This is a genomic window from Streptomyces sp. NPDC001220 (assembly GCF_053597895.1).
The window spans coordinates 1-26,335 of sequence record NZ_JBSFJE010000016.1; the positions used below are offsets into that span (position 1 = coordinate 1).

Here is a 26,335-nt window from a genome sequence, read left to right on the forward strand (position 1 = left end):
TCCGTCATGGCAGCCAGTAAGCCACGATGTCTAGGTCAGACGTCAAGCATCACCTGACGCCGAATCGTCAAGCATCATCTGAGACCCGACACGGTTGTTCGGGGCGTGTGGGGCTTGAAGGCGTATGCGCACAAGGGGAGTTCGATGCCCTGACGGTGCGCAAGTGGTAGGTAGGTCACCGGGCTCACAGTCCAGGTGATGACTGTGCGGGCGTGGGTCACGGATACCGTCCAGGGCACGCGGTGCAGCAGGGCTCGGCGTGTGTTTACGCGGTGGTCGTAGAGCCGTTCCCATGCCTCCTCTGAGGTGTCCGTGTCGAGGGCCGGTGAGATGGTCCGCAGGATCGTGGAGACCCAGTTGTTCGCCTCGACCTCGGTGTGGGCGTCGTAGGAGGCGAAGAGTGTGGGGGGCTGGTCGTCGTCCAGGTTCCGGGTCCAGCACTCGCACCAGAATCCGGGAGCTCCCGTCGGCTTCAGCATGGGAACTCGCTGGGGTGTTCGCCGGTGAAGAGCTCCGCGGTGACCGTGTGGCCGGCTTGGCTCTCATGGATGACGACCCGGTGGGCGAGCGCGCTGACCATGCCGAGTCCGCGGCCGTGTTCGCCATCCTGGTCCTGGTGCTCGACCTGCTTGACCTTGGGCGCCGTTCTCCCGCCTCCGTCGTCGGTCACTGATACCGCGACCACCTGAGCGGAGACGGCCACGGCAAGGTGGAAGCTGCCGGACTCACAGCCGCTGGCCGTGTGGAGGATCGCGTTCGCGCTCAGCTCGCTCACGATCAGTTCGACGTCCTCGGCTAAAGGGGAGTCGCGCAGGATGTCGCGGGTCCAGCGCCGGGCCCGGCTGACCTCTTCCGGGAAACCTGGGCAAGACAGTCCCCAGACCCGTGTTGTACTCGTATACTCGTGCATACAAGTTCCTTCGTGCTGGTAGGCCGCCATGTGCAGCGGGTTCGGGCTAGACGAGTTTCACGCCGTCGTGGGCGCGGACGGCCGGCGGGGTCATCGCGTCGAGTGCGTCGGTGACGCGGATCGCGTATGCCTCGTCGGCCAGGTCGGTGACTTCTTCGCGGGTGGCCCAGCGCAGAGCGCGGGTCTCGTCGCCGGTCGTGGGCGTGCCGTCGGCGGCCTCGCAGCGGAAGACCAGGGAGACGATCAGGCCCGTCATGTTCTTGTAGACACCGGTCAGAGTCGCCGGAAGAGCGATCTTGATGCCGGTCTCTTCGAGGACCTCGCGTTGCAGGGCCTCAGGGATGGTCTCCTCGCGTTCGAGGACACCGCCCGGCGGCTCCCACTTGCCGTTGTCACGGCGCTGGATCAGGAGGGCACGGCCTTGGGCGTCGACGACTACCCCGGCGACGCTCACGGAGTGCGGGCGTTCTGTGCTCACGTTCCTCGGCCCTCCCGGATGGCTAGGCTCTCCACCGTAGCAACTTCACTCGCCCACTCGTCTAGATACCTAAAGGAGTACACACGTGAGCCCTCTTTCTTCGGGCCTCCTCGGTGATCTCGACCCCACGAGCGATCGTGCGGTCTTCCGGCAGATCGCCGACCACCTGCGCGAGGCCATCGACCGCGGGCGATTCCGCGAGGGCGAGAAACTGCCCTCCGAAGCGGAGTTGGTCGAGCACTACGGCGTCTCCCGTATGACCGTCCGCAACTCCTTCTCCATCCTCACCGGCGAGGGCCTGGTCCACGCCGAACACGGCAAGGGTGTCTTCGTCCGGCCCCGGCCGCCCGTGCGGCGCCTGGCCTCCGACCGGTTCGCTCGGCGTCATCGTGAGCAGGGGAAGTCCGCGTTCATCGTGGAGGCGGACGCCGCCGGCAGCCACCCCCAGGTCGACAGCCTTGAGGTCAAGGAAGAGAAGGCCAGTCAGGATGTCTCCGCCCGGCTCGGATCCGTCCGACGTGTGCTGGCCCGGCGGCGCCGGTATCTGCTGGACGGGCGACCCGTGGAGTTCGCGACCTCCTACCTCCCCCTCGACATCGCCCGCGGCACCCAGATCGCCGAACCCAACCCCGGTCCCGGCGGCATCTACGCCCGCCTGGAAGAGCTGGGACATCGCCTCGACCACTTCGAAGAGGAGATCCGGGCCCGGATGCCCTCGCCCTCCGAGGTCAAGACGCTCCACCTCGCCGCCGGCGTGCCCGTGATTCATCTGATCCGGACCGCTTTCGACACCGAAGGACGGGCGGTCGAGGTGTGCGACACGGTCATGGCAGCAGACGCCTACGTGCTGTCGTACCAGCTCCCGGCGACCTGATCGGAGATGGGCGGGAGTGCGGTGCTAGGCGTTGGGGTGATCCGTGGCTTCAACTACCGGGGCGGCGAACATGGCGCCGATGTTGTTCCACATGAAGCAGTCCTGCCAGCCCGGCTTGTCGGCTGCCCAGTCGAGCAGGGCTTGACGAGCTTTGTCCTGGGAGGCGGTCAGGGTTTGGTAGTGCTCTGCGGCGACGCCGTCCCGGTACTCCAGTTGGTAGGTGTTGTTGTCGCGGAACAGGACCTGGATGTACCAGTCGCCCTCGCGGTCCTCGTCCTGCCGTTCCAGGATCAGGTGGTCGCCCTGTCCCAGGTTCGCGAGCATCGTGCCTATCGCCGGCTTGGAGGGGCGCTTAACGGCGTGCCCCCGAACGTTCGTCGCAATCAGCATGGGTGGAGCATGACGGAGGGGTCTGACAGTGGGGGTTCTCGGCAAGCCTCTGTGGCCGTCCTGCTTGGGCCGTGTGGTCGTTCTTCCGAACTCGTACACCCCAACACGCCTTACTCGTATAGACGAGTGGGCAAGTTGAGCGGCAGGGTGATCCGTGCGACCCCGGCGGTCGGGTTCGTAGATCGCATCTTGTATAGACGAGTAGATAGGAACGCATCGTGCGCACCATCCGTGTCGAGACCTCCGCCGCGACGATCCTGCTGACGGAGGCCCCCGAACCGAAGGTCCGCGACCGGCAGACGGGCGAGATCGCCAAGGACGCCGTGAGCGGAGAGGCGCTGATGACCATCGGCGTCGTGTACATCGAGGACGGGGAGTCGTCCTTGATCAAGGTCACGGTTCCCGAGAGCGGTGTGTCCGAGGGGCTGGCGCTCGGCTCGCCGGTCTCGCTGCCGGGACTCGTCGCCCGGCCGTGGGAATCGGTGTTCAACGGGCAGCAGCGCCACGGCATCGCCTACCGCGCCGCCGCCGTCACGCCGGCCGCCTTCCCGGCCGCTCTGGGGGCCACGGCCTGATGACCGATCTCGTGTCGCTTCTGGAGGTGGGTGGTCCTGTCGCCGCACTCGGCGGTGGGGCTGCCTACACCAGAGCCCAGCATCCGGCCCTGTACTGGTCGGCGGTCGGCGGGCCGATATCCACCGTCCGACTGCTCAGCTCGTACGGCACGGTCATGGAAGCCTGCGGGCTGACCGTCGCCCCGTCCCGGCTGCGGGTCCTGGCCGTCAAGGTCACCACCCGGCGGGAAGTGCGGCCCGTTCCGCCTCGCCGGGGGATCATCCGGCCCACGACCACCGGCTTACGGCTGCGTCTCCGCCTCGCTCCGGGGCAGGAACCCGCCGACGTCGCCGCCTCGGCCGAACGGCTGCGGCATGCCTGGGGCGTCCACGCCGTCTACGTCACCACCGTCAAACCGGGGGTCGTGGAACTGCGGCTCGTCGGCTTCGACGTCCTGCGCAAGGTCCGGATGCCTCGCAAGGTCGACACCGGACTCCTCAAGGTCCCGGTCGCGCTGCGGGAGGACGCCATGCCCTTCGTACGCGACTACCGGACCGTTCCCCACCAACTCACCCTCGGCGCCACGCTCTCGGGCAAGTCCATGTACCTGCGCCATCTCGTCTCCGGGCTCGCTCCGCAGGACGTCGCCCTCGTCGGCATCGACTGCAAGCGCGGCGTCGAGCTGGCACCGTTCGCCTCCCGCCTGTCCGCCCTCGCCACTGACCCCGACGAAGCCGCGGAGCTCCTGCCCGTGCTCGTGAAGGAGATGGAGGACCGGTACGACCTGATCAAGGCCCGGCAGGGCATCGCACCCGGCACCCCCGACGAGGAGATCACCTCGGACATCTGGGGACTCCCCGAGAACGAACGGCCCGTGCCCGTCGTGCTGTTCGTCGACGAAGTCGCGGAACTCTTCCTCGTCGCCACCCGCAAGGACGAGGAACGGCGGGACGAGATGGTCACCCAGCTCATCCGCCTCGCCCAGCTCGGCCGCGCCGCCGGCATCTACCTGGAGGTCTGCGGACAGCGCTTCGGCGCCGAACTCGGCAAGGGCGCCACCATGCTCCGCGCCCAGCTCACCGGCCGCGTCTGCCACCGCGTCAACGACGAAGCCTCCGCCAAGATGGCACTCGGCGACATCGCCCCGGAGGCCGTATCGGCCGCCTGCGCCATCGCACCCGAACTGCCCGGCCTCGCCGTCGCGGGGGACACGTCCGGCGGCTGGTCCCGCATCCGCACCCCGTACCTGTCCCTCGGCACCGCCGCCGACATCTGCCGCCAGTCCGCGCACCTGGTCCCCGACGTACCCACGCTGAAGCCCTTCCGGCCCGACGTGCCCGAGTGGCAAGTCGAGTCGCCGGCCGTCGCGGCCTAGCCGCTGCTTCCGCACCCATTCAGCGGTCGGCGTGACCGCCTCGCGCCACGTCCCTACCCCTCCCATGCCCGAAGCCGGAAGGAGGCGTCCTCATGCGCGCCCAACTGGCCCGTGTGGATGCGGTGCTCGTACAGGCGCTCATCGCCGCCGCACTGTCCTTCGCCCACATCCACGACGTCGCCACGGCCGCCGGACAGGACGGCTGGAAAGCCTGGGCCTATCCGATCTCCGTGGACCTGCTACTCGTCGCCGCCTGGCGTCGGCTGCGCTCCGGCTCCGGCAAGGGCGCGGCCTGGTGCTGGTTCGTCATCGCGCTCGCGGCCTCCCTCGGCGCGAACGTCGCGACCGCCGGCCTCCTCGACCTGGCCGATGTCCCGGCCTGGCTACGCATCCTCGTCGCAGGCTGGCCCGCTGTCGCCTTCCTCGGCGGCACCCTCCTCGCCCACTCGGCTCCCGGTGCGTCCACGGTCGCGGTCGCCGAAGAGATCGAGGATCGGGTGGACGAGCAGGACGAGCCCGAACCCGCCCGAGAGCCGTCCATCCCAGTCCTGCCCGCCATCGACGCACCACCGGAACGCGCGCCCGTCGCGGCTCCGGTCGTCGCGGTCCCCAATGTCCCGGTCCCGGCCGCCCTGGTCGCTCACGCCCGCAAGGTCGCCGCCGAGCACCACACCCGTACCGGCGCCCCGATCGACACCCCGACCCTCCGGGCCCGTCTCGGCGTTCCGGCGCCCATGGCCGAAGCCATCGCCGCCCAGCTCTGAAAGGAAGTCCGATGTCAGCCAACCGCCGCTTCCGCAACGTCACCCGCATCGGCCCCGTCCAGGTCGGCACCGCCTACGACGGCCGCGGTCGCGAGAAGCACACCGCCGCCTGCACCGCCCCGCGCTGCAACTTCTCCGCCGACTACGACAGCCGCGCCGCCGCCGAACTCGCCGCCCGCACCCACCGCTGCCCCGTCCGCTGAAAGGACCCCGCACCCCGTGACGCTCAACCTCCCCCTCGTCGTCGTCCTCGGCTTCTTCGCCTGGGCCGCGGTCAAGTACCTCGGCGTCCGCACCTGGATCGTCGTCCTGATCGCCCTCTTCGGCTTCTGGCTCTCGCACACCTTCCTCGCCCCCGCCATCGAATCCGGCACGCGTAGCGGCGTGACCGTCATAAACGGCTCACATGACTAGACGAGTAGATAAGGAGATCGCTGCCGTGTTCCTGCCCAAGTACCCGGACAACCCCACCCCGCAGCCCACCCACACCCACGCGCCCGCCGACCCGGCCCCTATCCGGCGTCCCGCGCTCCCCTCGGTCTCCATCGATCAGAAGACCGTCGCGGCCGTCCTCGTCGGCGGAGTCGTCCTCACCGCGCTCCTTGCCGCGGTCGCCGTCACGGCCATTTCCGTCGCCGTCGCCGCCGTGGTCCTGCGCTCCCTGCTCCGCGACCAGCACCGCCGCTGAACCTCACCGCCGCTCACAAGCGGGTCGGCCTCCGGGGCGGCACGAAGCGCCCCAGCATCCGCCGCCCCGGAGGCCCATTCCTCCCGAAGTGCTCATCAGAAGGAGATCGCCATCTTCACCCGCCCCACCCCGCCCCCACTCCCGGAACTCGGCAAGCTCGCCGCGGACGGCACCCTGCCCGGTATCCTCCGCCAGCTCTCCGGGCTCGGCGGCTGCACGCACCCCATCCGCCTGGACGGCCGGCGCACCGAGTACGACATCGACACCGCGATCGGAGAGATCGGCCGCATCCTCCAGCACCTCGACTCGGCCGACCTGCCCGCCGGCCAACTCCTCGTCCGCTGCAACAACCGCCGCACGACCCGCTGCCCTGCCTGCGCCGAGGTCTACCGCCGCGACACCTTCCAACTGATCACGGCTGGGCTCCGGGGCGGCAAGGGCACTCCGGACCAGGTCGCCGCTCACCCCCGCGTCTTCGCCACCTTCACCGCTCCCGGTTTCGGGCCGGTCCACAACCGCCGCTCCGACGGCCGTGCGTGCAGCTGCGGCACTCACCACGACCCAGACGATGACGCCCTTGGAACTCCGCTGACCCCGGACACCTACGACTACGAAGCGGCCGTGCTCTGGAACGCCCACGCCGGTGCCCTCTGGCGGCGCTTCTCGATCTACCTCCGCCGTGAGGTCGCCAGGCGTGCGGGCCTCTCACAGCGTCGCCTACGTGACCACGCCCGCGTCTCCTTCGCCAAGGTCGCCGAATACCAGAAGCGCGGCGCAGTCCACTTCCACGCCGTCATCCGCCTCGACGGCCCTGAGGGTGGTCACACCCCACCCCCGCCCTGGGCCACCGCCGAACTCCTCACCGACGCCATCCGCACGGCCACCGCCAAGGTTCAGGTCGACGGCCCGACCCTCGACGGACACACCCACACCTTCGCCTTCGGCCGCCAACTCGACGTCCGCACCATCCGATCCGCCGACTTCGACACCGGCACGGAACTGACCGAACGGGCCGTCGCCGCCTACATCGCCAAGTACGCCACCAAGGGCGCCGAGACCGCCACGGGAGCTCTCGACCGGCCGCTGAAGTTCGCCGCCGAACTCGCCCAGCTCGACATCAGCGAGCACGCCCGGCAACTCATCCGAACCGCCTGGGCACTCGGCGCCCGCAAAGACCTCGAACACCTCCGCCTTCGCGCCTGGGCCCACATGCTCGGCTTCCGCGGCCACTTCTCCACCAAGTCCCGCCGCTACTCGACCACCCTCGGCGCTCTCCGCGTCGCCCGCGCCGAATGGCGTCGTGCCCAAGCGGCGACACCTGCCGCTCCTCGGCCGGACACGACGTACGTCCTCGCGCACTGGGTCTTCGCCGGCACGGGCCTCTCCGACGCCGAAGCCTGGCTGTCCGCATCCCTCGAACCAGCCCCTGGAACCGAAGGAGAGCCCTCACATGGCTGACGAAGAGCTGTTGACGGTCCCGGACGTCATGGCCCGCCTCAAGCTCGGCCGCTCCACGGTCTACGACCTGATCCGCTCCCGGCGCCTGCCCTCGCTCACCATCGGCCGGTGCCACCGCATCCCGGCGCGAGCCGTTCGCGACTACATCACCAACGAACTGGAGGCGGCCGCCTGATGGCCCAGCAGCGCAAGCGCAACCCGAACGGCGCCGGCACCATCACCAAGCGCAAGGACGGCCGTTTCCAGTGCGCGGTGTACGTGCTCCAGCCGGACGGTACCCGCGCCCGCAAGTTCGCCTATGGCAAGACGTGGGCCGAGTGCGACGCCAAGCGCCGCGAGCTGCTCGACAAGGTGGACCAGGGCGTTCCCGTGCCCACCAAGTCCGCCAAGCTCTCAGAGTGGCTGCCGTACTGGTTGGACAACGTCATCAAGCCCCGACGGAAGCTCAGCACCTTCGACAAGTACGAGACGCACGTCCGCCTCTACCTGGTGCCCCTCCTCGGTGCCAAGCGCCTCGAATCCCTCGGCGTCGCCGACGTCCGCCGCTTCCTCGTCCGCCTGGAGAAGGAGACGACCGCCGCAACCGCTAAGGAATCGCACCGAGTTCTGCGCTCGGCTTTGTCCTCCGCCTGCCGCGAGGAACTCATCACACGCAACGTCGCCAAGCTCGTTGAGCCGCCCCGTACGGACACGCCCGAACTGCACCCCTGGACCCTGGACGAGACGCTCGACTTCCTCGCAGCCTCCCGCAAGGACCCGCTCTACGCGGCCTTCGTCCTTGCGATCGCCATGGGCCTCCGCCGGGGAGAGATTGTCGGTCTCCGGTGGTCTGACCTCGACCTCGACAACCGCGTCCTCTACGTCCGCCACCAGGTCCAGCGCCGCCGCGGCGTCCTCTACGACGACGATCCCAAGAGCCGCCGTCGCCGAGCCGTCCCGCTGCCCGCCCTCTGCATCGCACCCCTGCGCTGGCACCGCATGCGGCAGTCAGATGCTCGTGCCAAGGCAGGGGAGAAGTGGCACCACTCCGACTACGTCTTCGCTACCCGCACCGGCCGCCCCGTCGAGCCGCGCAACCTCTATCGCTCCTTCACGCGCGTCGCCGAGTCCGCCAGCCTCCGCGTGATCCGCCTGCACGACGCACGCCACGGCACCGCCACTCTCCTCACGGCGGCCGGCGTCGCGCCCCGCGTCGTGATGGAGATCCTCGGGCACTCCCAGATCAGCATCACCATGGATGCGTACACGCACGTCGTGCAGGACACCCAGCGCGAGGCCATGAGCCACATGGACAAGCTGTTGAAGCGGCGCCCCGGCCCAGGCTGACCAACGCCGTTCCCCTCTATCCAAGAGGCGGAGCCCCAGGCCGTAACAGTCCTGGGGCTCCGTGGTCCTCAGAGAGCGGACTCGGGTCCTCCACGTTCAATGAGCAGTCGGGCGGCGACGAGGACTTCTTCCTTGAGCTGCTCTAGCGGAGTGCTCCAATTGGCGTTCCAGTCGTCCAGCTGAACGGCACATTCGACGATGGGTTGCAGGCGGTCGGGATAGCCGAGTTCTGACGCTGCTTCGACCCAGATGCGGTCGGCACCGGTCGCCGGGTCCAAGGAGCCGTCGACGATCTGAGAGGCCAACCAGTAAGCCAGGGCCCACCTGGCAGCGATCGGGTCGGCCGGCACCTCGAATGCCAACCCCAGCTCGTCCACGACGTGATCGAAGAGCTCCCGTGCCTCATGCTCCTCACGACGGGCCAGGCCGGCGAGGAGGGCAAGCGACGGGGCATCGACGTCGGCCAGAAGCGCGTCGAGGCCGGCCTGGATGAGACGGTCCGAGCCGACGTGATGTCCGAATGCCTGAGCTCGTGCCAGTTGCCTCAATCGGTCGAGAGCCTCATCTCGTGTCACGCCGGATGCGCTCCGTTCCGTCCCCGTTGATGTCAAAAGTAGATGTCAAAGGCCCCGGACCATGATCGGTCCGGGGCCTTTGCCTTGTGCCCCCGGCAGGATTCGAACCTGCGACACCCGCTTTAGGAGAGCGGTGCTCTATCCCCTGAGCTACGAAGGCGAGGCGGGGCCTTGCGTGAAGCGTGGCTGAATACTCTGAGTGCGTACTCGCCTGCGCTCCGGCAAGGATGCGGACCGCCGCTGAGAGCGGTCCCTGACAGGTTAGCGGATCAGACCGGGGTGGTGGGGCCGAGGCTGATGCCTTGGTCCGGTTTCATGATCGTCGGGTCTCTCCGTCGACCTTGCTGAGGTCTGTGGCTTCCGGTGTCGAAGGCGATCGCGCGGCGGTGCCACAGGGAGTGGCCGAACCGGCACTCGTCGGCCGCGATCGCGCCCGAGGCATCGGAAGCGTCCAAGGCTCCCGAAGCACCCAAGGCTCCCGAAGCGCCCGAGACCCCCGAAGCGCCGGAAGTGCCGGAAGCGCCGGAAGCGCTGGAAGCGCCGGAAGCGCCGGAAGCCCGTGTCGCAGTCACCTCGTGCCCGCGCCCTCGGTCGCGCCCGGCGGAGCCTCCAGGGGGTGGCCCGGCAACCGTCGTCGCGTGCAGGTGTGTGGCCGGTGCACCTCCCGTCGGCCACGACCTCGTCGTCGACGGCGGCGTCACCAGCTGATCCCCCTCACCTGATCGACGGAGTCCCGGCCGCGCGGCCACGCGGCCGGGACTCCGTGCTTTCCGGAACTCCCCGCGCCGGTGTCCGGCCGTATGAATGAATTCGCCCCGACCTGCGGACGAAGTGACGCTGCCCCGCCGGAACCTGACGAAGTAACGATTCCCCCTTCGCGGTGATTCCGTAATTCTGGATAATCGGTGAAAGCGGCTCACGGGTTCAGCCGAAGAAATCCTTCTTCGTCTCCATGAGAGAAACCGAGGTGGACAGCGAGCTCGCTCACATCGAATCGCTCCCCGCTCTCCGGCACCCGATTGGCGGGATCATCCCGAGACGGAGCGGGCGGGGCGGGAACTGAGCGCGCTGCCGCCGCTCGTCGGGGCCGCGGAGGTGACCCGGCTGCACGACCACCTCGGACCACCTCGGGGTGGTCGCAGGGGCACACCCAGGTCATCCAGGCCGGTGACTGCGCCGAGGCTGGGCGGAGAACGGCCGCGTGGACATCGCCCGCAAGGCGGCGGTGCTCGACCTCCTGGCGGGTGTCATGCGCGTCAACGCGGGCCCGCCGGTGGTGCGCGTAGGCGCCGGCTCGCCGGCCAGTACGCCAAGCCGCGCTCCCGGCCCACCGAAACGGTCCAGGGTGTCGAACCGCCCATGCCGCGTCGGCAGACGACGGCGGCCTGCTGCTCACCTCGACGCACTGGCCGTGGATCGGCGAGCGCACCCGGCAGGTGGACGGCGCCCACGTGGCGCTCCTGGCGGCCGTGCGCGACCCGGTGGCCTGCAAGGTGGGGCCGAGCATGACGCCGGAGGAACTGCTGCGCCTGTGCGAGCGGCTGGACCCCGACCGGGTCCCCGGGAGGCTGACGCTCATCGCCCGGATGGGCGCCGGCACGGCACCCCGCAAGCTCCCCGCCCTGGTCGCCGCCGTACGCGGCGCCGGGCACCCGGTGAGCCGGCTGTCCGACCCGGTGCACGGCGACACCGAGTCCGGCCCCGACGGTCTGAAGACACGTTTCGTGAAGACCGTCATACGCGAGGTCGAGGAATTCCAGGAGTCCGTGACGGCGTCCGGTGGAATTGCTGGCGGCCTGCACCTGGAAACCACTCCCGGCCATGTCACGGAACGCGTTGCCGATCGCACTTTTCTGGATTCGGTCGGAGACAGGTACACGAGCTTCTGCGACCCGCGCCTCAACCCCCGCCAGGCCGTTGAGGTCGCCTCGGCCTGGCGCCGCTGAGAAGCTTCTGAGAAGTCGTCGAAAAGTCGCTGAGTGAGGAGACCTGTTCGCTATGCCAGAAAAGATAGCCCTGGTCACGGGAGCCGCGGGCGGAATAGGCGAGGCCGTCGTCCGCACCTTGGGGGAACGCGGGGCCTCGGTGGCCGCCGTGGACAAGGACGCCGACCGGCTGAGCGAGGTGACCGGGAAACTGGCCGCCGACGGACTGCGGGTACGGGCGTTCCCCGCCGACGTCACCACGAGCGCCGCGGCCGACCGCCTGGTCGCGGACGTCGAGGGCACCCTGGGACCGCTGGACCACCTGGTCAACGGGGCGGGCGTACTGCGCCTGGCGAAGGCCCGGGACCTCACCGACGCGGACTGGGCGGCGACGTTCGCCGTCAACACCACCGGCGTGTTCTACATGTCGCGCGCGGCGGTCGGCCGCATGGTCCGGCGGCGCTCCGGCGCCGTCGTCACCATCGCCTCCAACGCGGCGGGAACGGCACGCGTGGACATGGCCGCGTACGCGGCGTCCAAGGCCGCGGCGACCATGTTCACCAAGTGCCTCGGCCTGGAGGTCGCCCAGTACGGCATCCGGTGCAACGTGGTCGTCCCCGGCTCCACCGAGACCCCGATGCTCACGTCCATGTGGCAGGACGGCCACGGGCGCACCGCCACCCTCGAAGGGTCGCCCGACGCCTACCGGGTCGGCATACCGCTCGGCAAGCTGGCCCGCCCCTCGGACGTGGCCGAAGCGGTGGTGTTCCTCCTCTCGGACCAGGCCTCGCACATCACGATGCACGACCTCACCGTCGACGGCGGCGCGAGTCTCGGCGTCTGACGACCCAAGCGATACGAGGAAGACCATGCCAGGGACACCGTCCACGAAGACCGTGCCGGGGATACCCCCCATCCAGCCGTACCCGATGCCCCGGGCCGGCGACCTGCCCGCCAACACCGCCGCGTGGCAGGCCGATCCGGACCGCGCGGTCCTGCTCGTCCACGACATGCAGCGGTACTTCCTGCGGCAGTTCAGCGGGGACGAGGCGCCCGCTGCCGACCTCGTGCGGAACGCGACCCGGCTCCGCGCACAGGCGGTCGCCTCCGGCATGCCCGTCGCGTACACCGCGCAGCCGGGCGGCATGACCGACGAACAGCGCGGACTGCTCAAGGACTTCTGGGGACCGGGCATGCGCGTCGACCCCGCCGACCGGGAGGTCGTCGAGCCGCTCGCCCCCGGCCCCGACGACTGGCTGCTCGCCAAATGGCGCTACAGCGCGTTCTTCCGGTCCGACCTGCTGGACCGGATGCGTGCCCACGGCCGCGACCAGCTGATCCTCTGCGGTGTGTACGCGCACATCGGGGTGCTGTCCACCGCGGTGGAGGCCTTCACCAACGACATCCAGACGTTCCTGGTGGCCGACGCCGTCGCCGACTTCACCGAGGCGTACCACCGGCTGGCCCTCGACTACGCCGCCGAGCGCTGCGCCCTGGTCACCACCACCACGTCCGTGATCCAGGAGCTCGGCCGATGAACGAGGAGAACCCCGGTATGGCACCCGACCCGCTCGACCGGATCCTCGGGCCGCGGCCGCCCGCCTTCGCGCTGCTGCACCGCCCCGAAGCATGTGGCCCGGACACCCTGGAGATCCTCACTGGTACGGCGTCGACGGTGGACGCCGTGGCCCGGATCCCCCTCGAGGCACCCGATCCCGACGCCGGGGCGCGCCAGGAGGTCATGGCGCTGATCCCCTACCGCCAGGTCGCCGAGCGCGGCTACGTCTGCGCCGACGACGGCGAACCGCTGATCACGATCACCGTGGAGGAGCAGACCTCCGTCACGGTGGGCGACGCCGTGCGGCGGCTGCCGGGTGAGCCGGTCGTGCTCGAGGGCGGCGCCTTCGACCTGGACGACGACGAATACGCCGGCATCGTCCGCAAGGTGATCGCGGAAGAGATCGGCACGGGCGAGGGAGCGAACTTCGTCATCAAGCGGTCGTTCGTCGCCGACATCACCGGCTACACGGTGCGCAGCGCCCTGGCGTTCTTCCGGCGGCTGCTGGAGCGGGAGCAGGGGGCGTACTGGACGTTCGTCGTGCACACCGGCGACCGCACCTTCGTCGGCGCCTCCCCCGAGCGGCACGTGAGCCTGCGGGCCGGCCGGGCCGTGATGAACCCGATCAGCGGCACCTACCGCTATCCGCCGTCCGGCCCCACCCTGCGCGGGGTGATGGACTTCCTCGCCGACCGCAAGGAGGCCGACGAGCTGTACATGGTCGTCGACGAGGAACTCAAGATGATGGCGCGGATCTGCGACCCCGCTCCCCGGATCGTGGGGCCGTATCTGAAGGAGATGGCGCGGCTCGCGCACACCGAGTACCTCATCGAGGGCGCCAGCGACCACGATCCCCGCACGATCCTGCGGGAGACCCTGTTCGCGCCGACGGTGACGGGCAGTCCGCTGGAGAGCGCCTGCCGGGTGATCAACCGGTACGAGCCCCGCGGGCGCGGCTACTACAGCGGCGTGGCCGCCCTGATCGGGCAGGACGAGCGGGGACGGCGCACGCTCGACTCCTCGATCCTCATCCGCACCGCCGACATCGACGGCGCGGGCCGGCTGAGCATCGGCGTCGGCGCCACCCTGGTACGGCACTCCGACCCGGACTCGGAGGTCGACGAGACCCGGGCCAAGGCGGCCGGTCTCCTCACCGCGCTGGGCGCCGAAGGCACCGGGCGCCTTGCCGAACACCCGCGCGTACGCCAGGCCCTCGCGCAGCGCAACGACTCGATCGCCGGGTTCTGGACCGGCGAACACGCCCAGCTGACCGGCCAAAGGTCCGAACTGGCCGACCGCCGGGTCCTCGTGGTGGACGCGGAGGACACCTTCACGTCCATGATCGGCCACCAGCTGCGGGCCATGGGGCTGCGGCCGACGGTCCGGCGCTTCGACGAGCCGTACTCCTTCGACGACCACGAACTCGTCGTCATGGGTCCGGGCCCCGGTGATCCGCGCGCCACCCGGCACCCCAAGATCGCACAACTGCGGTCCGCGATCCGTACGCTGCTGGACCAGCGCCGGCCCTTCGTCGCCGTATGCCTGAGCCATCAGGTGCTCAGCACCCTGCTCGGCCTGGAACTGGTGCGCCGGCCGGTACCCAACCAGGGGGTCCAGCGGGAGATCGACCTGTTCGGAGCACGGGAACGGGTCGGCTTCTACAACACGTTCGCCGCCCGTGGCACGCAGGACGAGTTCGACGTCCCCGGCGTGGGGACCGTCGAGGCGAGCCGGGACGAGGACACCGGAGAGGTGCACGCGCTGCGCGGGCCGGGCTTCGCCTCCATGCAGTTCCACGCCGAGTCCGTGCTCACACAGGACGGCGTCCGCATCGTCGGTGACGCGCTGGAAGGGGCACTGCGCCTGTGCGCGTCGTGATCGCCTGGTGGGACCTCGACTGGTCCGGGCGGACCATCGGCCGGAAGGACCTTTCCCGGGTTCCACGAGGAAGTGCGGCGGCTCTTTCCCCGGCCTTTCGACCGGCCTCCCCACAGCGACGAGGATCACGATGAGGGTACTCATCGCCGGGGGCGGTATCGGCGGCCTCGCGGCGGCACTGAGCGTCGCGCGCCACGGCCACCGGGCCGTCGTGCTGGAACGAAGGGCCACCTTCGGCGAACTGGGTGCGGGCATCCAGCTGGGCCCGAACGCCTTCCACGCCCTGGACTGCTTGGGCGTCGGCGCGGAGGTCCGCCAGCACGCGGTGCACATCGACGAGTTGAGGTTCATGGACGGAACCACCGGAGAGCGGGTCGCGAGCATGCCGCTCACCGGCGCGTACCGCACCCGCTTCGGCAATCCGTACGCCGTCGTGCACCGCGGCGACCTCTACCAGACGCTCCTCGACGGCTGCGTCGCGCAGCGGAACATCACCCTGCACACCAACTCCTCCGTGACCTCGTACGAACAGGACCCGGAGAGCGTCACGGCGATCACGGACAGCGGGCGCCGCTTCACCGGCGAGGCGCTCATCGGCGCCGACGGCATCCGGTCCGCCGTGCGCGGCCGGCTTGTCGGCGACGGCGCACCACGCGTGTCCGGCCACACGATCCACCGGTCCGTCATCCCCATGGAGCGGGTCCCGCGGGAACTGCGCTGGAACACCGTCACCTTGTGGGCGGGGCCCAAGTGGCACTTCGTCCACTACCCCATCGGCGGCGGGAAGTTCCTCAACCTGGCGGCCACCCGCGACGACGGCGCACAGGACGTCGTGGCCGGCAGGCCCGCCGAGCGGACGCACGTCCTGTCCGAGTTCCCCGACCTCAGCGACACCGCCCGGAAACTGCTGGAACTGGGGACCGACTGGAAGCAATGGGTGTTGTGCGACCGCGACCCGGTCGAGCGCTGGACGGACGGCCGCGTCGCCCTCCTGGGCGATGCCGCGCACCCCATGCTCCAGTACGCGGCCCAGGGCGCCTGCATGGCACTCGAGGACGCCGTCGTCATCGGCGAACTGCTCGCGGGGGCCGCCGGAGACGTCCCACAGCGCCTGGAGAAGTACAACGCCGAGCGGTACGAGCGCACCGCCCGGGTGCAGCAGGTGGCCCGTGCCATGGGCGAGCAGCTCTACCACCCGGCCAAGGACGCCGCGGCCGCCCGCAACACGATGCTCGCCTCCTTCACGCCTCGCGAACTGTACGACCAGGTCGAGTGGCTGCACGGGGCTCGCGTCGGCGGGACGGGAGGACACCGTCGAACAGGCTGCGCCGGCTGACCGCGGGGGAGTCCCACGGTCCCGCACTTGTCGCGACGCGGGACGCGGATCCGCTGCGCTGCCTGGACGCGGACGCGGTCGGCGAGAAGTTCGGCGGTGACTCGGTGCCGACCTGGCCGGGCAGGGCTGCGAGGCCGTCGCCCGATGCCGGAAGGCGCTCGGCCGGGGCCCCCGGGGCGCGGGGGCTTTCGCGATGCGGCCGCGTTCCTGGTTCAGGACAGCGGGACGAGGGTGAAGCGGGAGGCGATGCGCAGGTCGGTCTGGATGTGGTCCGCCGTGGTCCGCAGGTGCGGCAGGACGTCCGTCACGCACTCCTCCAGTGAGCGGCGGGCCGCGTGCGTGGCCACGTTCAGGGCGGCGACCGGGCGGCCGGTCCGGTCCCGTACCGGCACCGCGATCGAGCGCAGGCCCGACTCCAGTTCCTCGTCGGCGAGGGCGTACCCGGGTGGCCCGTCGGGGTCGAGGAGGGCCCGGCCGAGGGAGGTGCGGGCCGCCGGGAGGCGGGTGCCGACCGTGATGTCCACGGTCAGGACGCGGCTCGCGGTCGCCACCGCGATGTACTGGATCTCCGCCGGGTCCGCCCCCGGTACCGGTACGGCCAGGGCCGTCGGCTCCTGCAGCCGGTCCGTGAGGGCGCGGAGGTGGGGAGCCGCCAGGCGGGCGAGGGTGGTGCGGGACAGCGGCGGGTAACCGAGCGACAGCACCCGGGGGGTGAGGGTGAAAAAGCGGTCCCGCGCGGTCACCAGGCCCAGGTGCTCGTAGGTGATCAGGGCCCGGCGGGCCGTGGCCCGGGCCAGGCCCGTCGCCTTCGCCGCATCCGTCAGGGTCAGGGCCGAGCGGCCCTCGCCGAACGCCGTGAGGATCGTCAGGCCGCGAGCCAGGGACTCCACGAAGTCGCGGCCCAGCTCGTGCTTGGACGCCGTGGTCCAGCCGGCCAGGCCGGAGGGCGGCGGGCCCGGCTGTGGCGGCGCGGCCTCGCGCAGTTCCCGCTCCATCGCGGTCACCGCCGTAAGCAGGCGGGGCAGGAGCGCGGTGCGCAGCTCCGCCGCCGTGTGGCGGCTGGTGTGGCTGACGACGCTCGCCACGCAGGCCACCCTCCCGGTGGCCGGGTGGCGCACCGGGACGGACACCGCGACCAGGCCCGGTTCGATCAGCTGGTCGTCCAGGGCCCAGCCGTCCCGGCGGGCCCGGTCCGCCCGCGCCGCGAAGTCGTCGGCGGTGGTGCCGCGGGGCGGTACGGCCGGGAAACCCGCGTCGGCCGGGTCCGCCGCGCGCCGGGCCCGCCAGGCCGTCCACTCCGGCTCCGTCCACTGCGCCGCGAACAGCGGGCCGGGGCCGGTGCGTTCGGCCGGCAGCAGGTCGCCGATGCGGAAGCTGACGGACATCGCGCGGCGGCGGGTCGCCTGGTGGATGAAGCGGATGCCGTCCCCGTCGGCGACCGCGAGCGAGACGGACTCGTCCAGCTCGTCGGCGAGGGCGTCGGCGTGCCCGTCGAGGAGGGCGGGCAGGCGGAGGGCGGCCAGGTAGGCGTTCCCGAGTTCCATCACGCGCGGGGTGAGTACCGCGTCCCGGCCGTCCTGACGGACGTATCCGGTGCGGGCGAGGGTCGCGGTGATCCGGTCGACCGTGGAACGGGCGAGGCCCGTACGCCGTTCCAGCGCGCTCGCGCTCAGCGTCCCGCCCGCCTCGGTCAGTGCCGCCAGCACGGCCACCCCCCGGACGAGCGGGGCGACCGCCTCGGCCGGCGGATCGTGCGGTGGCACGGCGGGGGACAGGGGGGTGGTCATCGACTCTCCGGTACGGCGGCTTCCGCGATCTCCGGCACGGTGATCAGGGCACACCCACGATCTCCGGCACGGCGATCAGGACACGTCGGCGATCTCCGGCACGGTGATCAGGGCACGCCCACCGTAAACCCCGGCCGGGCCGGCTAGCGCCGCGTCACCTGTACGCGGTAGTTCCCTTCCGCGTCCACGTCCGCCACCCGCACCTCGATCCCGTGCTTCGGGTCCTTGAAGGTCTCGCCCGGGCCGAACGGGGCGTCGGAGAGTTCCGCCTGCACGTTGGGGCTGCGGGTGCAGCCGCCGGTGTCGCCGTGGGCGTCGTACACCTTGATCGGTCCGCGGCCGGTGTCGACGTTCGCGTCGACCTTGTAGATGAGGACGCCGGGGCGGCAGACCTCCTCGTCGTTGCCGCCCTTGGTGCGGACCTCAAGCGCGTAGCCGGTGCGGGCGTCGACGGGGACGAAGACCAGTTTGTGGCCACCGGCCCGGGAGAGCGGGGCCAGTGTGTACTCGGTGCTGCCGCGGGCGGCCGCGCAGCTGACCTGGTCGGCGTCGAGCCAGCCGAGCTTCCACTTGTGCCAGGCGAGGAGGTCGTTGTCGGCGCCCCAGTCCTCGCTCATGATGTCCCAGTGGCCGACCGCGCCCCCGCCCTCCTGGGTGTAGAGGTCGGGCAGGCCGAAGACATGGCCGTTCTCGTGGGGGAGGACCCGGTAGCCGGTCTGCGTGTAGGAGCCGGAGCCGTCGTCCTGGCGGGAGTAGACGAAGGAGGCGTTGGCGACCGGGACGCCGTCGGCGACCGGGGCGTCGGAGTTGCCGGCGAAGGTCACCGACAGCACGGTGTCCAGGGCGGAGGGGCCGGCGTTCGGGGTGACCAGCACGTTCAGGAGGTCGTACGACCGGAAGTCCACCTCCGGGTCGGCGGCGGCCACGATGTCCTGGACCAGCTGCCGGTAGCCGGGGTCGAAGGGGGCGCCGCGCTCTATGCCGTACGCCGCGAACGGCTTGGGCATGCGCAGCCAGTGGTCGACGGGGGCCGCCGGCTGGTAGTCGAGCTTGCCGTAGGAGGCGGTGCGGAACCAGTCCTGGGTCTGCGGGAAGAACTCGCGGTAGCGGTCGAGCGCGTCGCCCTGGCCGGGCGCGTCGGAGAAGTCGACCATCAGCGTCAGGGCGTGCACGGTGCCGGTGGAGCGGGAGTAGCCGCCCGGGGTGGGGATGCCCTCGGTCATCTGGACCTCGTGGGCCCCGCTGATCAGGCAGGGGCCGTAGACCGAGGAGCGGGCCAGCGCGATCGGGCCGGCGCCGGCCGGCGTGGGCGCCGCCGTGAGGTGTCCGGTGCCCGCCGAGGTGCCGACCGCGAGGATCAGCACGGTCACGGCGGCGAGGGAGACCGCACGGCGGTGGCGTATCGCGCGGCTCGGGGGCGTGCGCGCGGAGCGTGAAGTGCGCGCGGAGCGCGGGGGGTGTGCGCTGTGCGCGGCGGGCGCGGCGGGCGCGGCGGGCGCGGCGGGCGCGGCGTGCGCGGTGTGCGCGGCGTGCGCGGCGTGTGGCGTGTGCGTGGTGTGTGGCGTGCGCGGGGCGCGTGGGGTGTCGGGGTGCGCGGGTATCGGGCGGCTGGGCTGCGGCTGCATGCATGGACCTTTCGCGCCACGGCAGCCGCCGGTTTCCGGCTGCACCCTCTCGATCACCCTGTGTCGGCGGGGCGGCGGGCGCGCGCTGGAGAGGCCGATCGTGCGATTCCCCGTCCCAGAAGGTGTGACTCAGGTCACATGAAATGAGGAGAGGGTGTGGAAATAACCGGGGACCCTCTCCCCGTTTAGACCTGTGTCCGAGCGAAACGGGGAACGGATCCCCGGATCGTGGAAGCCCAGAGCATCACCCAGACCACCAGACAAGGAGTGCGCCGTGCAGACCGCGACCGCCACCCCCACCGTGCGCAAGGCGCCCCGGCCCCGCGCCGACGCCCTGCGCAACCGGGAGCGGATCGTCATCGCCGCCCGCGAGATGTTCACCGAGTTCGGCCCAGACGTGCCGCTCGACGAGATCGCCCGCCGGGCCGGCGTCGGCAACGCCACGGTGTACCGCAACTTCCCCGACCGCGACGCGCTCGTCCGTGAGGTCGTCTGCTCCGTGATGGACCGGACGTCGGAGGCGGCCGAGCTCGCGCTCGCGGAGACCGGGGACGCCTTCGGGGCGCTGGAGAGGTTCGTGCACGCCTCCGCCGACGAGCGGGTCAGCGCGCTGTGCCCGATGGTCTCCAGCACCTTCGACAAGAACCATCCCGACCTGGAAGCGGCGCGCCAGCGCTGTGAGCAGCTCATCGAGCAGCTCATGGACCGCGCCAAGGCGGCCGGGCAGCTCCGCCCGGACGTGGGTGTCGGCGACGTGATGATCGCCGTGGCTCAGCTCAGCCGGCCCCCGTTCGGTACCGACTGCCTGGTCGGCGACCGCTTCGTCCACCGTCATCTGCAGCTGTTCCTGGACGGACTGCGGGCCCCGGCCCGTTCCGCCCTGCCGGGCACGGCCGTGACCATGGAGGACCTCCGCCAGGCCTGAACGACCGAGAGCGACCGCACCGTCCCACGGGGGGGCCGATCAGTTTCGGACCGAGCGCCGGTCCTTCATGGCGCGCACCCCTTGTTCCGCACCGACCACCGTCTGCGCTCCACCGATCCCTTTTTTCCGTCACGAACGCCGGCCATCCGGCCTGTGTCGCCGACCGTCCGTAACGAAGCACCGACTTTCCGTCACGCATTCACGAAGTCAAGAAGTGGGTACCCCCATGTCCGAAACAGCCGCCAAGGCTCCCGGCGCACCGGCGCAGTCCGGTGACGCCAACCGCTGGAAAGCGCTGGTCTTCATCGCGCTCGCCCAGCTGATGGTCGTCCTCGACGCCACCATCGTGAACATCGCGCTGCCCTCCGCCCAGACCGACCTGGGCATCTCCGACGGCAACCGGCAGTGGGTCGTCACGGCCTACGCCCTCGCCTTCGGTGGTCTGCTGCTCTTCGGCGGCCGGATCGCCGACCTGTGGGGCCGTAAGCGGGCCTTCGTCATAGGCCTGACCGGCTTCGCCGCCGCCTCCGCGCTCGGCGGCGCGGCGACCAGCGGCGCGATGATGTTCGGCGCCCGCGCCCTCCAGGGCGTCTTCGGCGCCATGCTCGCGCCGGCCGCGCTCTCCCTGCTCGCCGTGATGTTCACGGACGCCAAGGAGCGTGCCAAGGCGTTCGGCATCTACGGCGCGATCGCCGGTGGCGGCGGCGCCGTCGGCTTCATCCTCGGCGGTGTGCTCACCGAGTACCTCGACTGGCGCTGGACGTTCTTCGTCAACATCCCGTTCGCCATCGTCGCCGCGCTCGGCGCGTACTTCGTCATCCGCGAGCCGGAGGGCGGCCGCAACCGCAACCCGCTCGACATCCCCGGCGTGCTCCTGTCCACCCTCGGCCTGGTCTCCCTGGTCTACGGCTTCACCCGCGCCGAGTCCGACGGCTGGGGCGACGCCACCACCATCGGCCTGTTCGTCGCCTCCGCGGTCCTGCTGATCGCGTTCGTGGTCACCGAGACTCGGGTCAAGGCCCCGCTGCTGCCGCTGCGCGTGGTCCTCGACCGCAACCGCGGCGGTATCTACCTCTCCCTCGGTATCGCGATCATCGCGATGTTCGGCACGTTCCTCTTCCTGACCTACTACCTGCAGGTCATCAAGGGCTTCTCGCCGATCAAGACCGGCTTCGCGTTCCTGCCGATGATCGCGGGCATGATGGTCGGCTCCACCCAGATCGGCACCCGTCTGATGACCCGGGTCCCGGCCCGGGCGCTGATGGGCCCCGGCTTCCTGGTCGCCGCGGCCGGCATGCTGGTGATGACCCAGATGGAGATCGGCTCGTCGTACGCCTCGACGATCCTGCCGGCGATGCTGCTGCTCGGTCTCGGCATGGGTACGGCGTTCATGCCGGCCATGTCCCTGGCCACGCTCGGCGTCGAGCCCCGGGACGCCGGTGTCGCCTCCGCGATGGTCAACACCTCGCAGCAGGTGGGCGGCGCGATCGGCACCGCCCTGCTGAACACGATCGCCGCGTCCGCGACGACGTCGTACATCAAGGACCACATCGCCACCGCGACCTCCAAGTCGCAGCAGCAGCTGGTCCTGATGGAGGGCGCGGTGCACGGCTACGCCAACGCGATCTGGGTCGCCGTCGGCATGCTGGTGCTGGCCGCGGTGGTCGTGGTGACCTTCGTCAACGCCGGCAAGCCGGACACCACGACGGTGGCCACGGGCGAGGGCGCGGAGGACGAGGTGGCGATCCCGGTGGTCGCCCACTGAGCCTCTGAGCCACCACCGGCCGACCGGGTACCCGCACGCGGGCCTGTCCTGATCTCCTCAGCGGAGCCAGGGCAGGTCCGCGCCCGCTTCGTTGGGCTGCAGGCCCTCGGCGACGATCTGCATGATCTCGCCGAGGGTCTGCTGCTGTTCGGGGGTCAGCCGCTCGAACAGCGCCTGCCGTACGGCGGCCACATGGCCCGGCGCGGTACGGCGCAGCACCTCGGAGCCCTCGTCGGTCAGGACGGCGAACTGGCCCCGCTTGTCGGAGGGGCAGTCCTCCCGGCGCACCCAGCCGTTCTTCTCCAGGCGCGCGACGGCGTGCGAGAGCCGGGACCGGGTGATCTTCGCCCCCATGGCCAGCTCGGTCATCCGCAGCCGACGCCCGGGCGCCTCGGCGAGCCCGACCAGCAGGCCGTAGTAGATGTGCGGCATCCCCGCGTCCCGCTGGAGCTGACGGTCCAGATGGTCCTCCAGCAGGGTCGTGGCGTGCAGGTACGAGCGCCAGACGCGCTGTTCTTCGTCGCTGAGCCAGCGGTCCCCGGCAACGGTCGCGGATGTGGGTGCCGTATTCATGTATCCCACTGTACGAGCCTCTCCTTGAAGGTTAAACAAGTGGGGCGTATGGTGTTTCACGGAAAGCTTGAGAGTTAAAACATGGGGCCCTGGGGGTTCCCGTCCGTGGAGGGAGCCGCCGTCATGACCGCCGCCGCACAGGAGCGACCCGCCGCTTCCGAGGGGCGCATGCCCGCCCTCTACCTGAGCCACGGCGCGCCGCCGCTCGCCGACGACCCGGTCTGGCCCGGCGAACTGGCCGCCTGGAGCGCCGGTCTGCCCCGCCCCAAGGCGATCCTGATGGTCTCCGCCCACTGGGAGGAGGCCCCCCTCGCCCTCGGTGCCGTCCAGACCGTCCCCCTCGTCTACGACTTCTGGGGCTTCCCCGAGCACTACTACCAGGTGCGGTACGCGGCCCCCGGCGCACCAGCGCTCGCCGAGTCCGTACGCAAGCTGCTGCGCGCCCCCGGCACCCCCGTGCAGGACATCCCGGACCGCGGGCTCGACCACGGCGCCTACGTGCCCCTGGTGGAGATGTTCCCGGCCGCGGACATCCCCGTCCTGCAGATTTCCATGCCCACCCTCGACCCGGTACGGCTGATGGAGATCGGCCGGCGGCTCGCCCCGCTGCGCGACGAGGGCGTGCTGATCGTCGGCTCCGGCTTCTTCACCCACAACCTGGCCGCCCTGCGCCACACCGGGGCCGGGGTGCCGTCCTGGTCCTCGGAGTTCGACGAGTGGGGACACCGGGCCCTGGAGCACCGCGACTGGGACGCCCTGCTGGACTTCCTCGACAAGGCACCGGCCGGCCGTTACGCCCACCCGCGCACCGAGCACTTCGCCCCGCTCTTCGTCACCATGGGCGCGGCGGAGGCCGGCGGCGAGCTGGACGCGCAGAAGTCGGTGATCGACGGGTTCTGGATGGGGATGGCCAAGCGGTCGGTGCAGTTCGGCTGAGCGGCGGCAGGGCAGTCGGCTGAAACTGGCCCTTGGCTGGGGCGGGCGCTCGGCGGGAGCGGGCCCTCGATTGGGGCGGCGCTCGGCTGGAGTGGGCGCTCGATTGGGGCGGCTGCTCGGCTGGAGTGGGCGCTCGATTGGGGCGGCTGCTCGGCTGGAGTGGGCCCTTGGTCGGGGCGGGCGCTCGGCGCGGGCCGACCCTAGGCGCGGGCCGGCCCTCGGCTAGAGCGGGCGTTCGTACCAGGCCACGTCCCAGTAGCGGCCGAACTTGCGGCCCACCTCGCGGTACGTGCCGACGTACCGGAAGCCGAAGCGCTCGTGCAGCCGGGTGGACGCCTCGTTCGGCTGCGCGATGCCCGCGTAGGCGCGGTGCAGGTCCTCGCCGGCGAGCGCCTCGAAGAGGGTCTTGTAGAGGAGCGTGCCGATGCCGCGTCCGCCGGCGTCCGGGGCGACGTAGACCGTGGTCTCCACCGAGGTCCCGTAGGCGGGTTTCGCGCGGTAAGGGCTGGATGTGGCGTACCCGAGAATCTCCTGTGAGTCCGCCGACGTGGCAACCATCAGGCGGTACGGGCCGTCTTCCGGGTGGGAGAGCAGCCATGCACGACGCTCTTCCGGCGTGAAGACCACCGTGTCGAATGTGATGGACGTCTCACGTACGTAGTGGTTGTAGAGGTTCGTGAGAGCTTCGAGGTCTCCCTCGACTCCCGGCCTGACCTGCACCTCTGTACGTTCCGGCGACATCACGCCCCCTCGGTCGGTCCGACAGGGTACTGCATGATCAGAAAAATCGGGGGGCGGCATGGGAATTCTGTCCGGATTCCAGTCGTTGTTTCCTTCGGATGCCGGGCACCCGACCAGAACGCCGGGAGTTCCAGAAGCGGACTCCGCAGCGCCGCCGGCCGAGCGCCGAGCATCCACCGGAAGACCGAGAAGAACCGGATAGGACCACCCCGCCCGCCCACCATCGCAAGGGAGCACCGCATGGCAACCCGTGCCGTCGCCCGTCGTCAGTCCGCCACCGGCGAGACGGCCGACTCGGCAAGCAGTGTTCGCCGCGTCCATGGCGGCGAGATCGCCGACCGCGATCTGGTCGGCATGTATCTCGACGAGATCGCGCGCACACCGCTCCTCGACGCCGCCAAGGAAGTCGAGCTGTCCCAGACCATTGAGGCGGGTGTGTTCGCGCGGCAGGTCCTCGACGGCGAGGAGGAGTCCGGGTCGGACGCCACCCGCGAAGAGCTGGAGGCGCTCGTCGCCGCCGGCGAGCGGGCGAAGGACGTCTTCATCCGCTCCAACCTCCGCCTGGTCGTGGCCGTCGCCCGACGCTACCCGCGCAGTGGCCTGCCCCTGCTGGACCTGGTCCAGGAGGGCAACGCCGGCCTGGTGCGTGCCGTCGAGAAGTTCGACTACCGCAAGGGCTTCAAGTTCTCCACGTACGCCACCTGGTGGATCCGCCAGGCGATCACCCGTTCCATCGCCGACCAGTCCCGGACCATCCGGCTCCCCGTCCACCTGGTGGAGGAGCTGGGCCGGATCCGCCGCGTCCAGCGCGAGTTCAACCGCGAGCACGGACGCGACCCGGAGCCCGCCGAGATCGCCGCCGAACTCGGCTCCAACGCCGAGCGCGTCATCGACGTCCTCGACTGGGCCCGTGACCCGGTGTCCCTGAACATGTCGGTGGACGACGAGGGTGAGACGCAGTTCGGCGACCTCCTTGAGGACACGTCGGCGGTCAGCCCCGAGCAGTCGGTCCTGACCCTGCTGCGCAGCGAGGAACTGGACGACCTGATCGGCCGTCTGGACCAGCGCACGGCCTCCATCATCAAGATGCGGTACGGCATCGACGACGGCCGCGAGCGCACGCTGACCGAGGTCGGCAAGGAGCACGGACTGACCCGTGAGCGCATCCGCCAGATCGAGAAGCACGCACTGCTGGAGCTGAAGAAGCTCGCCCGCAGCACGGGGTTCGAGCCGGCGGCGTAAGAGAGTTGTGTCCGCGGGCGCATGGGGCTCCCGTGTCTTCGGGAGCCCCCCGAGGTTCACGGGGCCCGCGGGCGCTCCCGGGTGTGTGCGGGCTCGCGAGCCTGGGGGCGCGCGTGGAGCGGTTCACGCCGAGCGCGTGCGCCGGGTGGCGAAAGACGGCGCAAACATGGCGCGGTACCGCCGCTTCAAGGCTCCGCGTGTAGGGAACAACCAATCCGGGCCGAGGAGTTGAGGGCCCCGGCCGGGCGGCCGGCTCAGGAGGGCGGTCGGCTCATGAGAACAAAGGGCTTCTCGCGGGACGGCCCGCGACGATCTCTGACAACGGCCTGCGACGACGGCCTGTGACGACGACTTCTGACGACGACGTATGACGATCCCTCAGTGAGCCACGTCCCGACGCACCATCCCCCCGGCGCCGGGACTTCCCCAGAGCCGGGCTTCGGCGCCCACCCCCCCCCGGCGCCGGAGCCCGGCTCCATTGTTCGGCGAGCACCCGGCGAGCACCTGTCGGCTGTTCCGAGCACTTGTCGGCTGTTCCGCGGCCCTCCGGCTCTGCGGCTCTGCGGTTCTGGGCCCCGCCACCGGCGCCGCGCGTTTGCCGGGTTCTGTCCCTTCCCCGCATGCTGGAACGGTGGTTCACCCCGTACCTGA

At 70.6% G+C, this 26,335-nt stretch carries 27 protein-coding genes, 1 tRNA gene and 1 pseudogene; 19 read left to right on the plus strand and 10 right to left on the minus strand.

The genetic code is table 11. From position 1 onward, the window contains the following. Positions 1 to 74 precede the first annotated feature (74 nt). From ACWDGI_RS32920 to ACWDGI_RS32930, 3 genes are read right to left on the minus strand one after another with little or no spacing between them, the layout of a single operon-like run. Complete coding sequence (locus ACWDGI_RS32920; protein ID WP_450765352.1) at positions 75 to 479, minus strand: hypothetical protein; 405 nt, start codon at positions 477 to 479, stop codon at positions 75 to 77. After that, positions 473 to 910 (minus strand): ATP-binding protein, encoded by a 438-nt coding sequence (locus ACWDGI_RS32925; RefSeq protein WP_450765354.1) that lies wholly within the window; start codon positions 908 to 910, stop codon positions 473 to 475. The genes ACWDGI_RS32920 and ACWDGI_RS32925 overlap by 7 nt, the downstream gene beginning before the upstream one ends. A 46-nt stretch (positions 911 to 956) precedes the next feature. Further along, on the minus strand, positions 957 to 1,364 hold the full coding sequence (locus ACWDGI_RS32930) for an NUDIX hydrolase (RefSeq protein ID WP_365575355.1): 408 nt from the start codon (positions 1,362 to 1,364) through the stop codon (positions 957 to 959). Positions 1,365 to 1,473: 109 nt separating this feature from the next. On the opposite strand from ACWDGI_RS32930, the gene ACWDGI_RS32935 reads away from it, so the two are divergent. Beyond that, complete coding sequence (locus ACWDGI_RS32935) at positions 1,474 to 2,262, plus strand: GntR family transcriptional regulator (RefSeq protein ID WP_450765356.1); 789 nt, start codon at positions 1,474 to 1,476, stop codon at positions 2,260 to 2,262. 24 nt (positions 2,263 to 2,286) lie between these two features. Here ACWDGI_RS32935 and ACWDGI_RS32940 read toward each other — a convergent pair whose 3' ends face one another. Continuing rightward, entirely contained in the window at positions 2,287 to 2,652 is a 366-nt protein-coding gene (locus tag ACWDGI_RS32940; RefSeq protein ID WP_450765358.1) for a hypothetical protein, read from the minus strand. A gap of 218 nt (positions 2,653 to 2,870) precedes the next feature. Here ACWDGI_RS32940 and ACWDGI_RS32945 point away from each other — a divergent pair, with 218 nt between their 5' ends. From ACWDGI_RS32945 to ACWDGI_RS32985, 9 genes are all read left to right on the plus strand, one after another. Continuing rightward, complete coding sequence (locus ACWDGI_RS32945; RefSeq protein WP_363014062.1) at positions 2,871 to 3,227, plus strand: SCO3933 family regulatory protein; 357 nt, start codon at positions 2,871 to 2,873, stop codon at positions 3,225 to 3,227. Then, positions 3,227 to 4,582, plus strand: coding sequence for an FtsK/SpoIIIE domain-containing protein (locus ACWDGI_RS32950; protein ID WP_450765360.1), 1,356 nt, complete (start codon positions 3,227 to 3,229; stop codon positions 4,580 to 4,582). Before ACWDGI_RS32945 ends, ACWDGI_RS32950 begins: the two co-directional genes overlap by 1 nt. Positions 4,583 to 4,674: 92 nt before the next feature. Beyond that, the gene (locus ACWDGI_RS32955; protein ID WP_450765362.1) at positions 4,675 to 5,346 is read left to right on the plus strand and encodes a DUF2637 domain-containing protein; all 672 of its coding nucleotides are present in this window, start codon (positions 4,675 to 4,677) and stop codon (positions 5,344 to 5,346) included. Between the two features lie 11 nt (positions 5,347 to 5,357). Next, positions 5,358 to 5,549, plus strand: coding sequence for a mobile element transfer protein (locus ACWDGI_RS32960; protein ID WP_376352699.1), 192 nt, complete (start codon positions 5,358 to 5,360; stop codon positions 5,547 to 5,549). A 16-nt stretch (positions 5,550 to 5,565) separates the two neighbouring features. Next, positions 5,566 to 5,760, plus strand: a complete 195-nt coding sequence (locus tag ACWDGI_RS32965) for a hypothetical protein (protein WP_450765364.1) — start codon at positions 5,566 to 5,568, stop codon at positions 5,758 to 5,760. A 25-nt stretch (positions 5,761 to 5,785) separates the two neighbouring features. After that, on the plus strand, positions 5,786 to 6,034 hold the full coding sequence (locus tag ACWDGI_RS32970) for a SpdD protein (RefSeq protein ID WP_376352704.1): 249 nt from the start codon (positions 5,786 to 5,788) through the stop codon (positions 6,032 to 6,034). 174 nt (positions 6,035 to 6,208) lie between these two features. Then, positions 6,209 to 7,492 (plus strand): replication initiator, encoded by a 1,284-nt coding sequence (locus tag ACWDGI_RS32975; protein ID WP_450765734.1) that lies wholly within the window; start codon positions 6,209 to 6,211, stop codon positions 7,490 to 7,492. Then, entirely contained in the window at positions 7,485 to 7,667 is a 183-nt protein-coding gene (locus ACWDGI_RS32980) for a helix-turn-helix domain-containing protein (RefSeq protein WP_450765366.1), read from the plus strand. Before ACWDGI_RS32975 ends, ACWDGI_RS32980 begins: the two co-directional genes overlap by 8 nt. Continuing rightward, a complete protein-coding gene (locus ACWDGI_RS32985; protein ID WP_450765368.1) occupies positions 7,667 to 8,818 on the plus strand; it encodes a tyrosine-type recombinase/integrase in 1,152 nt (383 codons plus the stop codon). Before ACWDGI_RS32980 ends, ACWDGI_RS32985 begins: the two co-directional genes overlap by 1 nt. A gap of 68 nt (positions 8,819 to 8,886) precedes the next feature. Here ACWDGI_RS32985 and ACWDGI_RS32990 read toward each other — a convergent pair whose 3' ends face one another. Together ACWDGI_RS32990 and ACWDGI_RS32995 are read right to left on the minus strand one after the other, a co-directional pair. Beyond that, positions 8,887 to 9,393 (minus strand): hypothetical protein, encoded by a 507-nt coding sequence (locus tag ACWDGI_RS32990; RefSeq protein ID WP_450765370.1) that lies wholly within the window; start codon positions 9,391 to 9,393, stop codon positions 8,887 to 8,889. Positions 9,394 to 9,480: 87 nt separating this feature from the next. Continuing rightward, positions 9,481 to 9,553, minus strand: a tRNA-Arg gene (locus tag ACWDGI_RS32995). Between the two features lie 807 nt (positions 9,554 to 10,360). Here ACWDGI_RS32995 and ACWDGI_RS33000 point away from each other — a divergent pair. The 5 genes and pseudogenes from ACWDGI_RS33000 (at position 10,361) to ACWDGI_RS33020 (ending at position 16,090) form a co-directional block, all read left to right on the plus strand. Continuing rightward, positions 10,361 to 11,339, plus strand: a pseudogene (locus ACWDGI_RS33000) (3-deoxy-7-phosphoheptulonate synthase). Between the two features lie 52 nt (positions 11,340 to 11,391). After that, complete coding sequence (locus ACWDGI_RS33005) at positions 11,392 to 12,162, plus strand: 2,3-dihydro-2,3-dihydroxybenzoate dehydrogenase (RefSeq protein WP_450765372.1); 771 nt, start codon at positions 11,392 to 11,394, stop codon at positions 12,160 to 12,162. 52 nt (positions 12,163 to 12,214) lie between these two features. Further along, positions 12,215 to 12,856, plus strand: a complete 642-nt coding sequence (locus ACWDGI_RS33010) for an isochorismatase family protein (protein ID WP_450765736.1) — start codon at positions 12,215 to 12,217, stop codon at positions 12,854 to 12,856. Beyond that, the gene (locus ACWDGI_RS33015) at positions 12,853 to 14,754 is read left to right on the plus strand and encodes an anthranilate synthase family protein (RefSeq protein WP_450765374.1); all 1,902 of its coding nucleotides are present in this window, start codon (positions 12,853 to 12,855) and stop codon (positions 14,752 to 14,754) included. Before ACWDGI_RS33010 ends, ACWDGI_RS33015 begins: the two co-directional genes overlap by 4 nt. 130 nt (positions 14,755 to 14,884) lie before the next feature. After that, the gene (locus ACWDGI_RS33020; protein ID WP_450765376.1) at positions 14,885 to 16,090 is read left to right on the plus strand and encodes a 3-hydroxybenzoate 6-monooxygenase; all 1,206 of its coding nucleotides are present in this window, start codon (positions 14,885 to 14,887) and stop codon (positions 16,088 to 16,090) included. Between the two features lie 212 nt (positions 16,091 to 16,302). Here the strand turns inward: ACWDGI_RS33020 and ACWDGI_RS33025 are convergent, their stop codons facing one another. Further along, positions 16,303 to 17,877, minus strand: a complete 1,575-nt coding sequence (locus ACWDGI_RS33025) for an IclR family transcriptional regulator domain-containing protein (protein WP_450765378.1) — start codon at positions 17,875 to 17,877, stop codon at positions 16,303 to 16,305. Positions 17,878 to 18,020: 143 nt separating this feature from the next. Continuing rightward, positions 18,021 to 19,502, minus strand: coding sequence for a M6 family metalloprotease domain-containing protein (locus tag ACWDGI_RS33030; protein WP_450765380.1), 1,482 nt, complete (start codon positions 19,500 to 19,502; stop codon positions 18,021 to 18,023). A gap of 274 nt (positions 19,503 to 19,776) precedes the next feature. Between ACWDGI_RS33030 and ACWDGI_RS33035 the strand changes: the two genes are divergently transcribed. Next, on the plus strand, positions 19,777 to 20,427 hold the full coding sequence (locus tag ACWDGI_RS33035) for a TetR/AcrR family transcriptional regulator (protein ID WP_450765382.1): 651 nt from the start codon (positions 19,777 to 19,779) through the stop codon (positions 20,425 to 20,427). 226 nt (positions 20,428 to 20,653) lie between these two features. Beyond that, positions 20,654 to 22,192 carry an MFS transporter gene (locus ACWDGI_RS33040; protein WP_450765384.1) on the plus strand — a complete coding sequence of 513 codons (1,539 nt, stop codon included), beginning with the start codon at positions 20,654 to 20,656 and terminating at the stop codon, positions 22,190 to 22,192. A gap of 57 nt (positions 22,193 to 22,249) precedes the next feature. On the opposite strand, the gene ACWDGI_RS33045 is transcribed toward ACWDGI_RS33040, so the two are convergent. Beyond that, on the minus strand, positions 22,250 to 22,765 hold the full coding sequence (locus tag ACWDGI_RS33045) for a MarR family winged helix-turn-helix transcriptional regulator (protein WP_450765386.1): 516 nt from the start codon (positions 22,763 to 22,765) through the stop codon (positions 22,250 to 22,252). A gap of 123 nt (positions 22,766 to 22,888) precedes the next feature. Here ACWDGI_RS33045 and ACWDGI_RS33050 point away from each other — a divergent pair, with 123 nt between their 5' ends. Next, positions 22,889 to 23,701 (plus strand): dioxygenase family protein, encoded by an 813-nt coding sequence (locus tag ACWDGI_RS33050; RefSeq protein ID WP_450765388.1) that lies wholly within the window; start codon positions 22,889 to 22,891, stop codon positions 23,699 to 23,701. Positions 23,702 to 23,923: 222 nt separating this feature from the next. On the opposite strand, the gene ACWDGI_RS33055 is transcribed toward ACWDGI_RS33050, so the two are convergent. Beyond that, complete coding sequence (locus ACWDGI_RS33055; RefSeq protein ID WP_450765389.1) at positions 23,924 to 24,442, minus strand: N-acetyltransferase family protein; 519 nt, start codon at positions 24,440 to 24,442, stop codon at positions 23,924 to 23,926. A 240-nt stretch (positions 24,443 to 24,682) separates the two neighbouring features. On the opposite strand from ACWDGI_RS33055, the gene ACWDGI_RS33060 reads away from it, so the two are divergent. Then, positions 24,683 to 25,684, plus strand: coding sequence for a sigma-70 family RNA polymerase sigma factor (locus tag ACWDGI_RS33060; protein ID WP_450765391.1), 1,002 nt, complete (start codon positions 24,683 to 24,685; stop codon positions 25,682 to 25,684). Positions 25,685 to 26,335 lie beyond the last annotated feature (651 nt).

What these genes read in the sequence shown, in the direction of transcription:
- ACWDGI_RS33040 (WP_450765384.1), top strand. Translation starts at nt 20,654, where the DNA reads ATGTCCGAAACAGCCGCCAAGGCTCCCGGCGCACCGGCGCAGTCCGGT.
- ACWDGI_RS32960 (WP_376352699.1), top strand. Translation starts at nt 5,358, where the DNA reads ATGTCAGCCAACCGCCGCTTCCGCAACGTCACCCGCATCGGCCCCGTC.
- ACWDGI_RS33050 (WP_450765388.1), top strand. Translation starts at nt 22,889, where the DNA reads ATGACCGCCGCCGCACAGGAGCGACCCGCCGCTTCCGAGGGGCGCATG.
- ACWDGI_RS33030 (WP_450765380.1), bottom strand. Translation starts at nt 19,502, where the DNA reads ATGCAGCCGCAGCCCAGCCGCCCGATACCCGCGCACCCCGACACCCCA.
- ACWDGI_RS32950 (WP_450765360.1), top strand. Translation starts at nt 3,227, where the DNA reads ATGACCGATCTCGTGTCGCTTCTGGAGGTGGGTGGTCCTGTCGCCGCA.
- ACWDGI_RS33060 (WP_450765391.1), top strand. Translation starts at nt 24,683, where the DNA reads ATGGCAACCCGTGCCGTCGCCCGTCGTCAGTCCGCCACCGGCGAGACG.
- ACWDGI_RS32955 (WP_450765362.1), top strand. Translation starts at nt 4,675, where the DNA reads ATGCGCGCCCAACTGGCCCGTGTGGATGCGGTGCTCGTACAGGCGCTC.
- ACWDGI_RS32920 (WP_450765352.1), bottom strand. Translation starts at nt 479, where the DNA reads ATGCTGAAGCCGACGGGAGCTCCCGGATTCTGGTGCGAGTGCTGGACC.
- ACWDGI_RS32925 (WP_450765354.1), bottom strand. Translation starts at nt 910, where the DNA reads ATGCACGAGTATACGAGTACAACACGGGTCTGGGGACTGTCTTGCCCA.
- ACWDGI_RS33005 (WP_450765372.1), top strand. Translation starts at nt 11,392, where the DNA reads ATGCCAGAAAAGATAGCCCTGGTCACGGGAGCCGCGGGCGGAATAGGC.
- ACWDGI_RS32940 (WP_450765358.1), bottom strand. Translation starts at nt 2,652, where the DNA reads ATGCTGATTGCGACGAACGTTCGGGGGCACGCCGTTAAGCGCCCCTCC.
- ACWDGI_RS33055 (WP_450765389.1), bottom strand. Translation starts at nt 24,442, where the DNA reads ATGTCGCCGGAACGTACAGAGGTGCAGGTCAGGCCGGGAGTCGAGGGA.
- ACWDGI_RS33045 (WP_450765386.1), bottom strand. Translation starts at nt 22,765, where the DNA reads ATGAATACGGCACCCACATCCGCGACCGTTGCCGGGGACCGCTGGCTC.
- ACWDGI_RS32985 (WP_450765368.1), top strand. Translation starts at nt 7,667, where the DNA reads ATGGCCCAGCAGCGCAAGCGCAACCCGAACGGCGCCGGCACCATCACC.
- ACWDGI_RS33025 (WP_450765378.1), bottom strand. Translation starts at nt 17,877, where the DNA reads ATGACCACCCCCCTGTCCCCCGCCGTGCCACCGCACGATCCGCCGGCC.
- ACWDGI_RS33015 (WP_450765374.1), top strand. Translation starts at nt 12,853, where the DNA reads ATGAACGAGGAGAACCCCGGTATGGCACCCGACCCGCTCGACCGGATC.
- ACWDGI_RS32980 (WP_450765366.1), top strand. Translation starts at nt 7,485, where the DNA reads ATGGCTGACGAAGAGCTGTTGACGGTCCCGGACGTCATGGCCCGCCTC.
- ACWDGI_RS33020 (WP_450765376.1), top strand. Translation starts at nt 14,885, where the DNA reads ATGAGGGTACTCATCGCCGGGGGCGGTATCGGCGGCCTCGCGGCGGCA.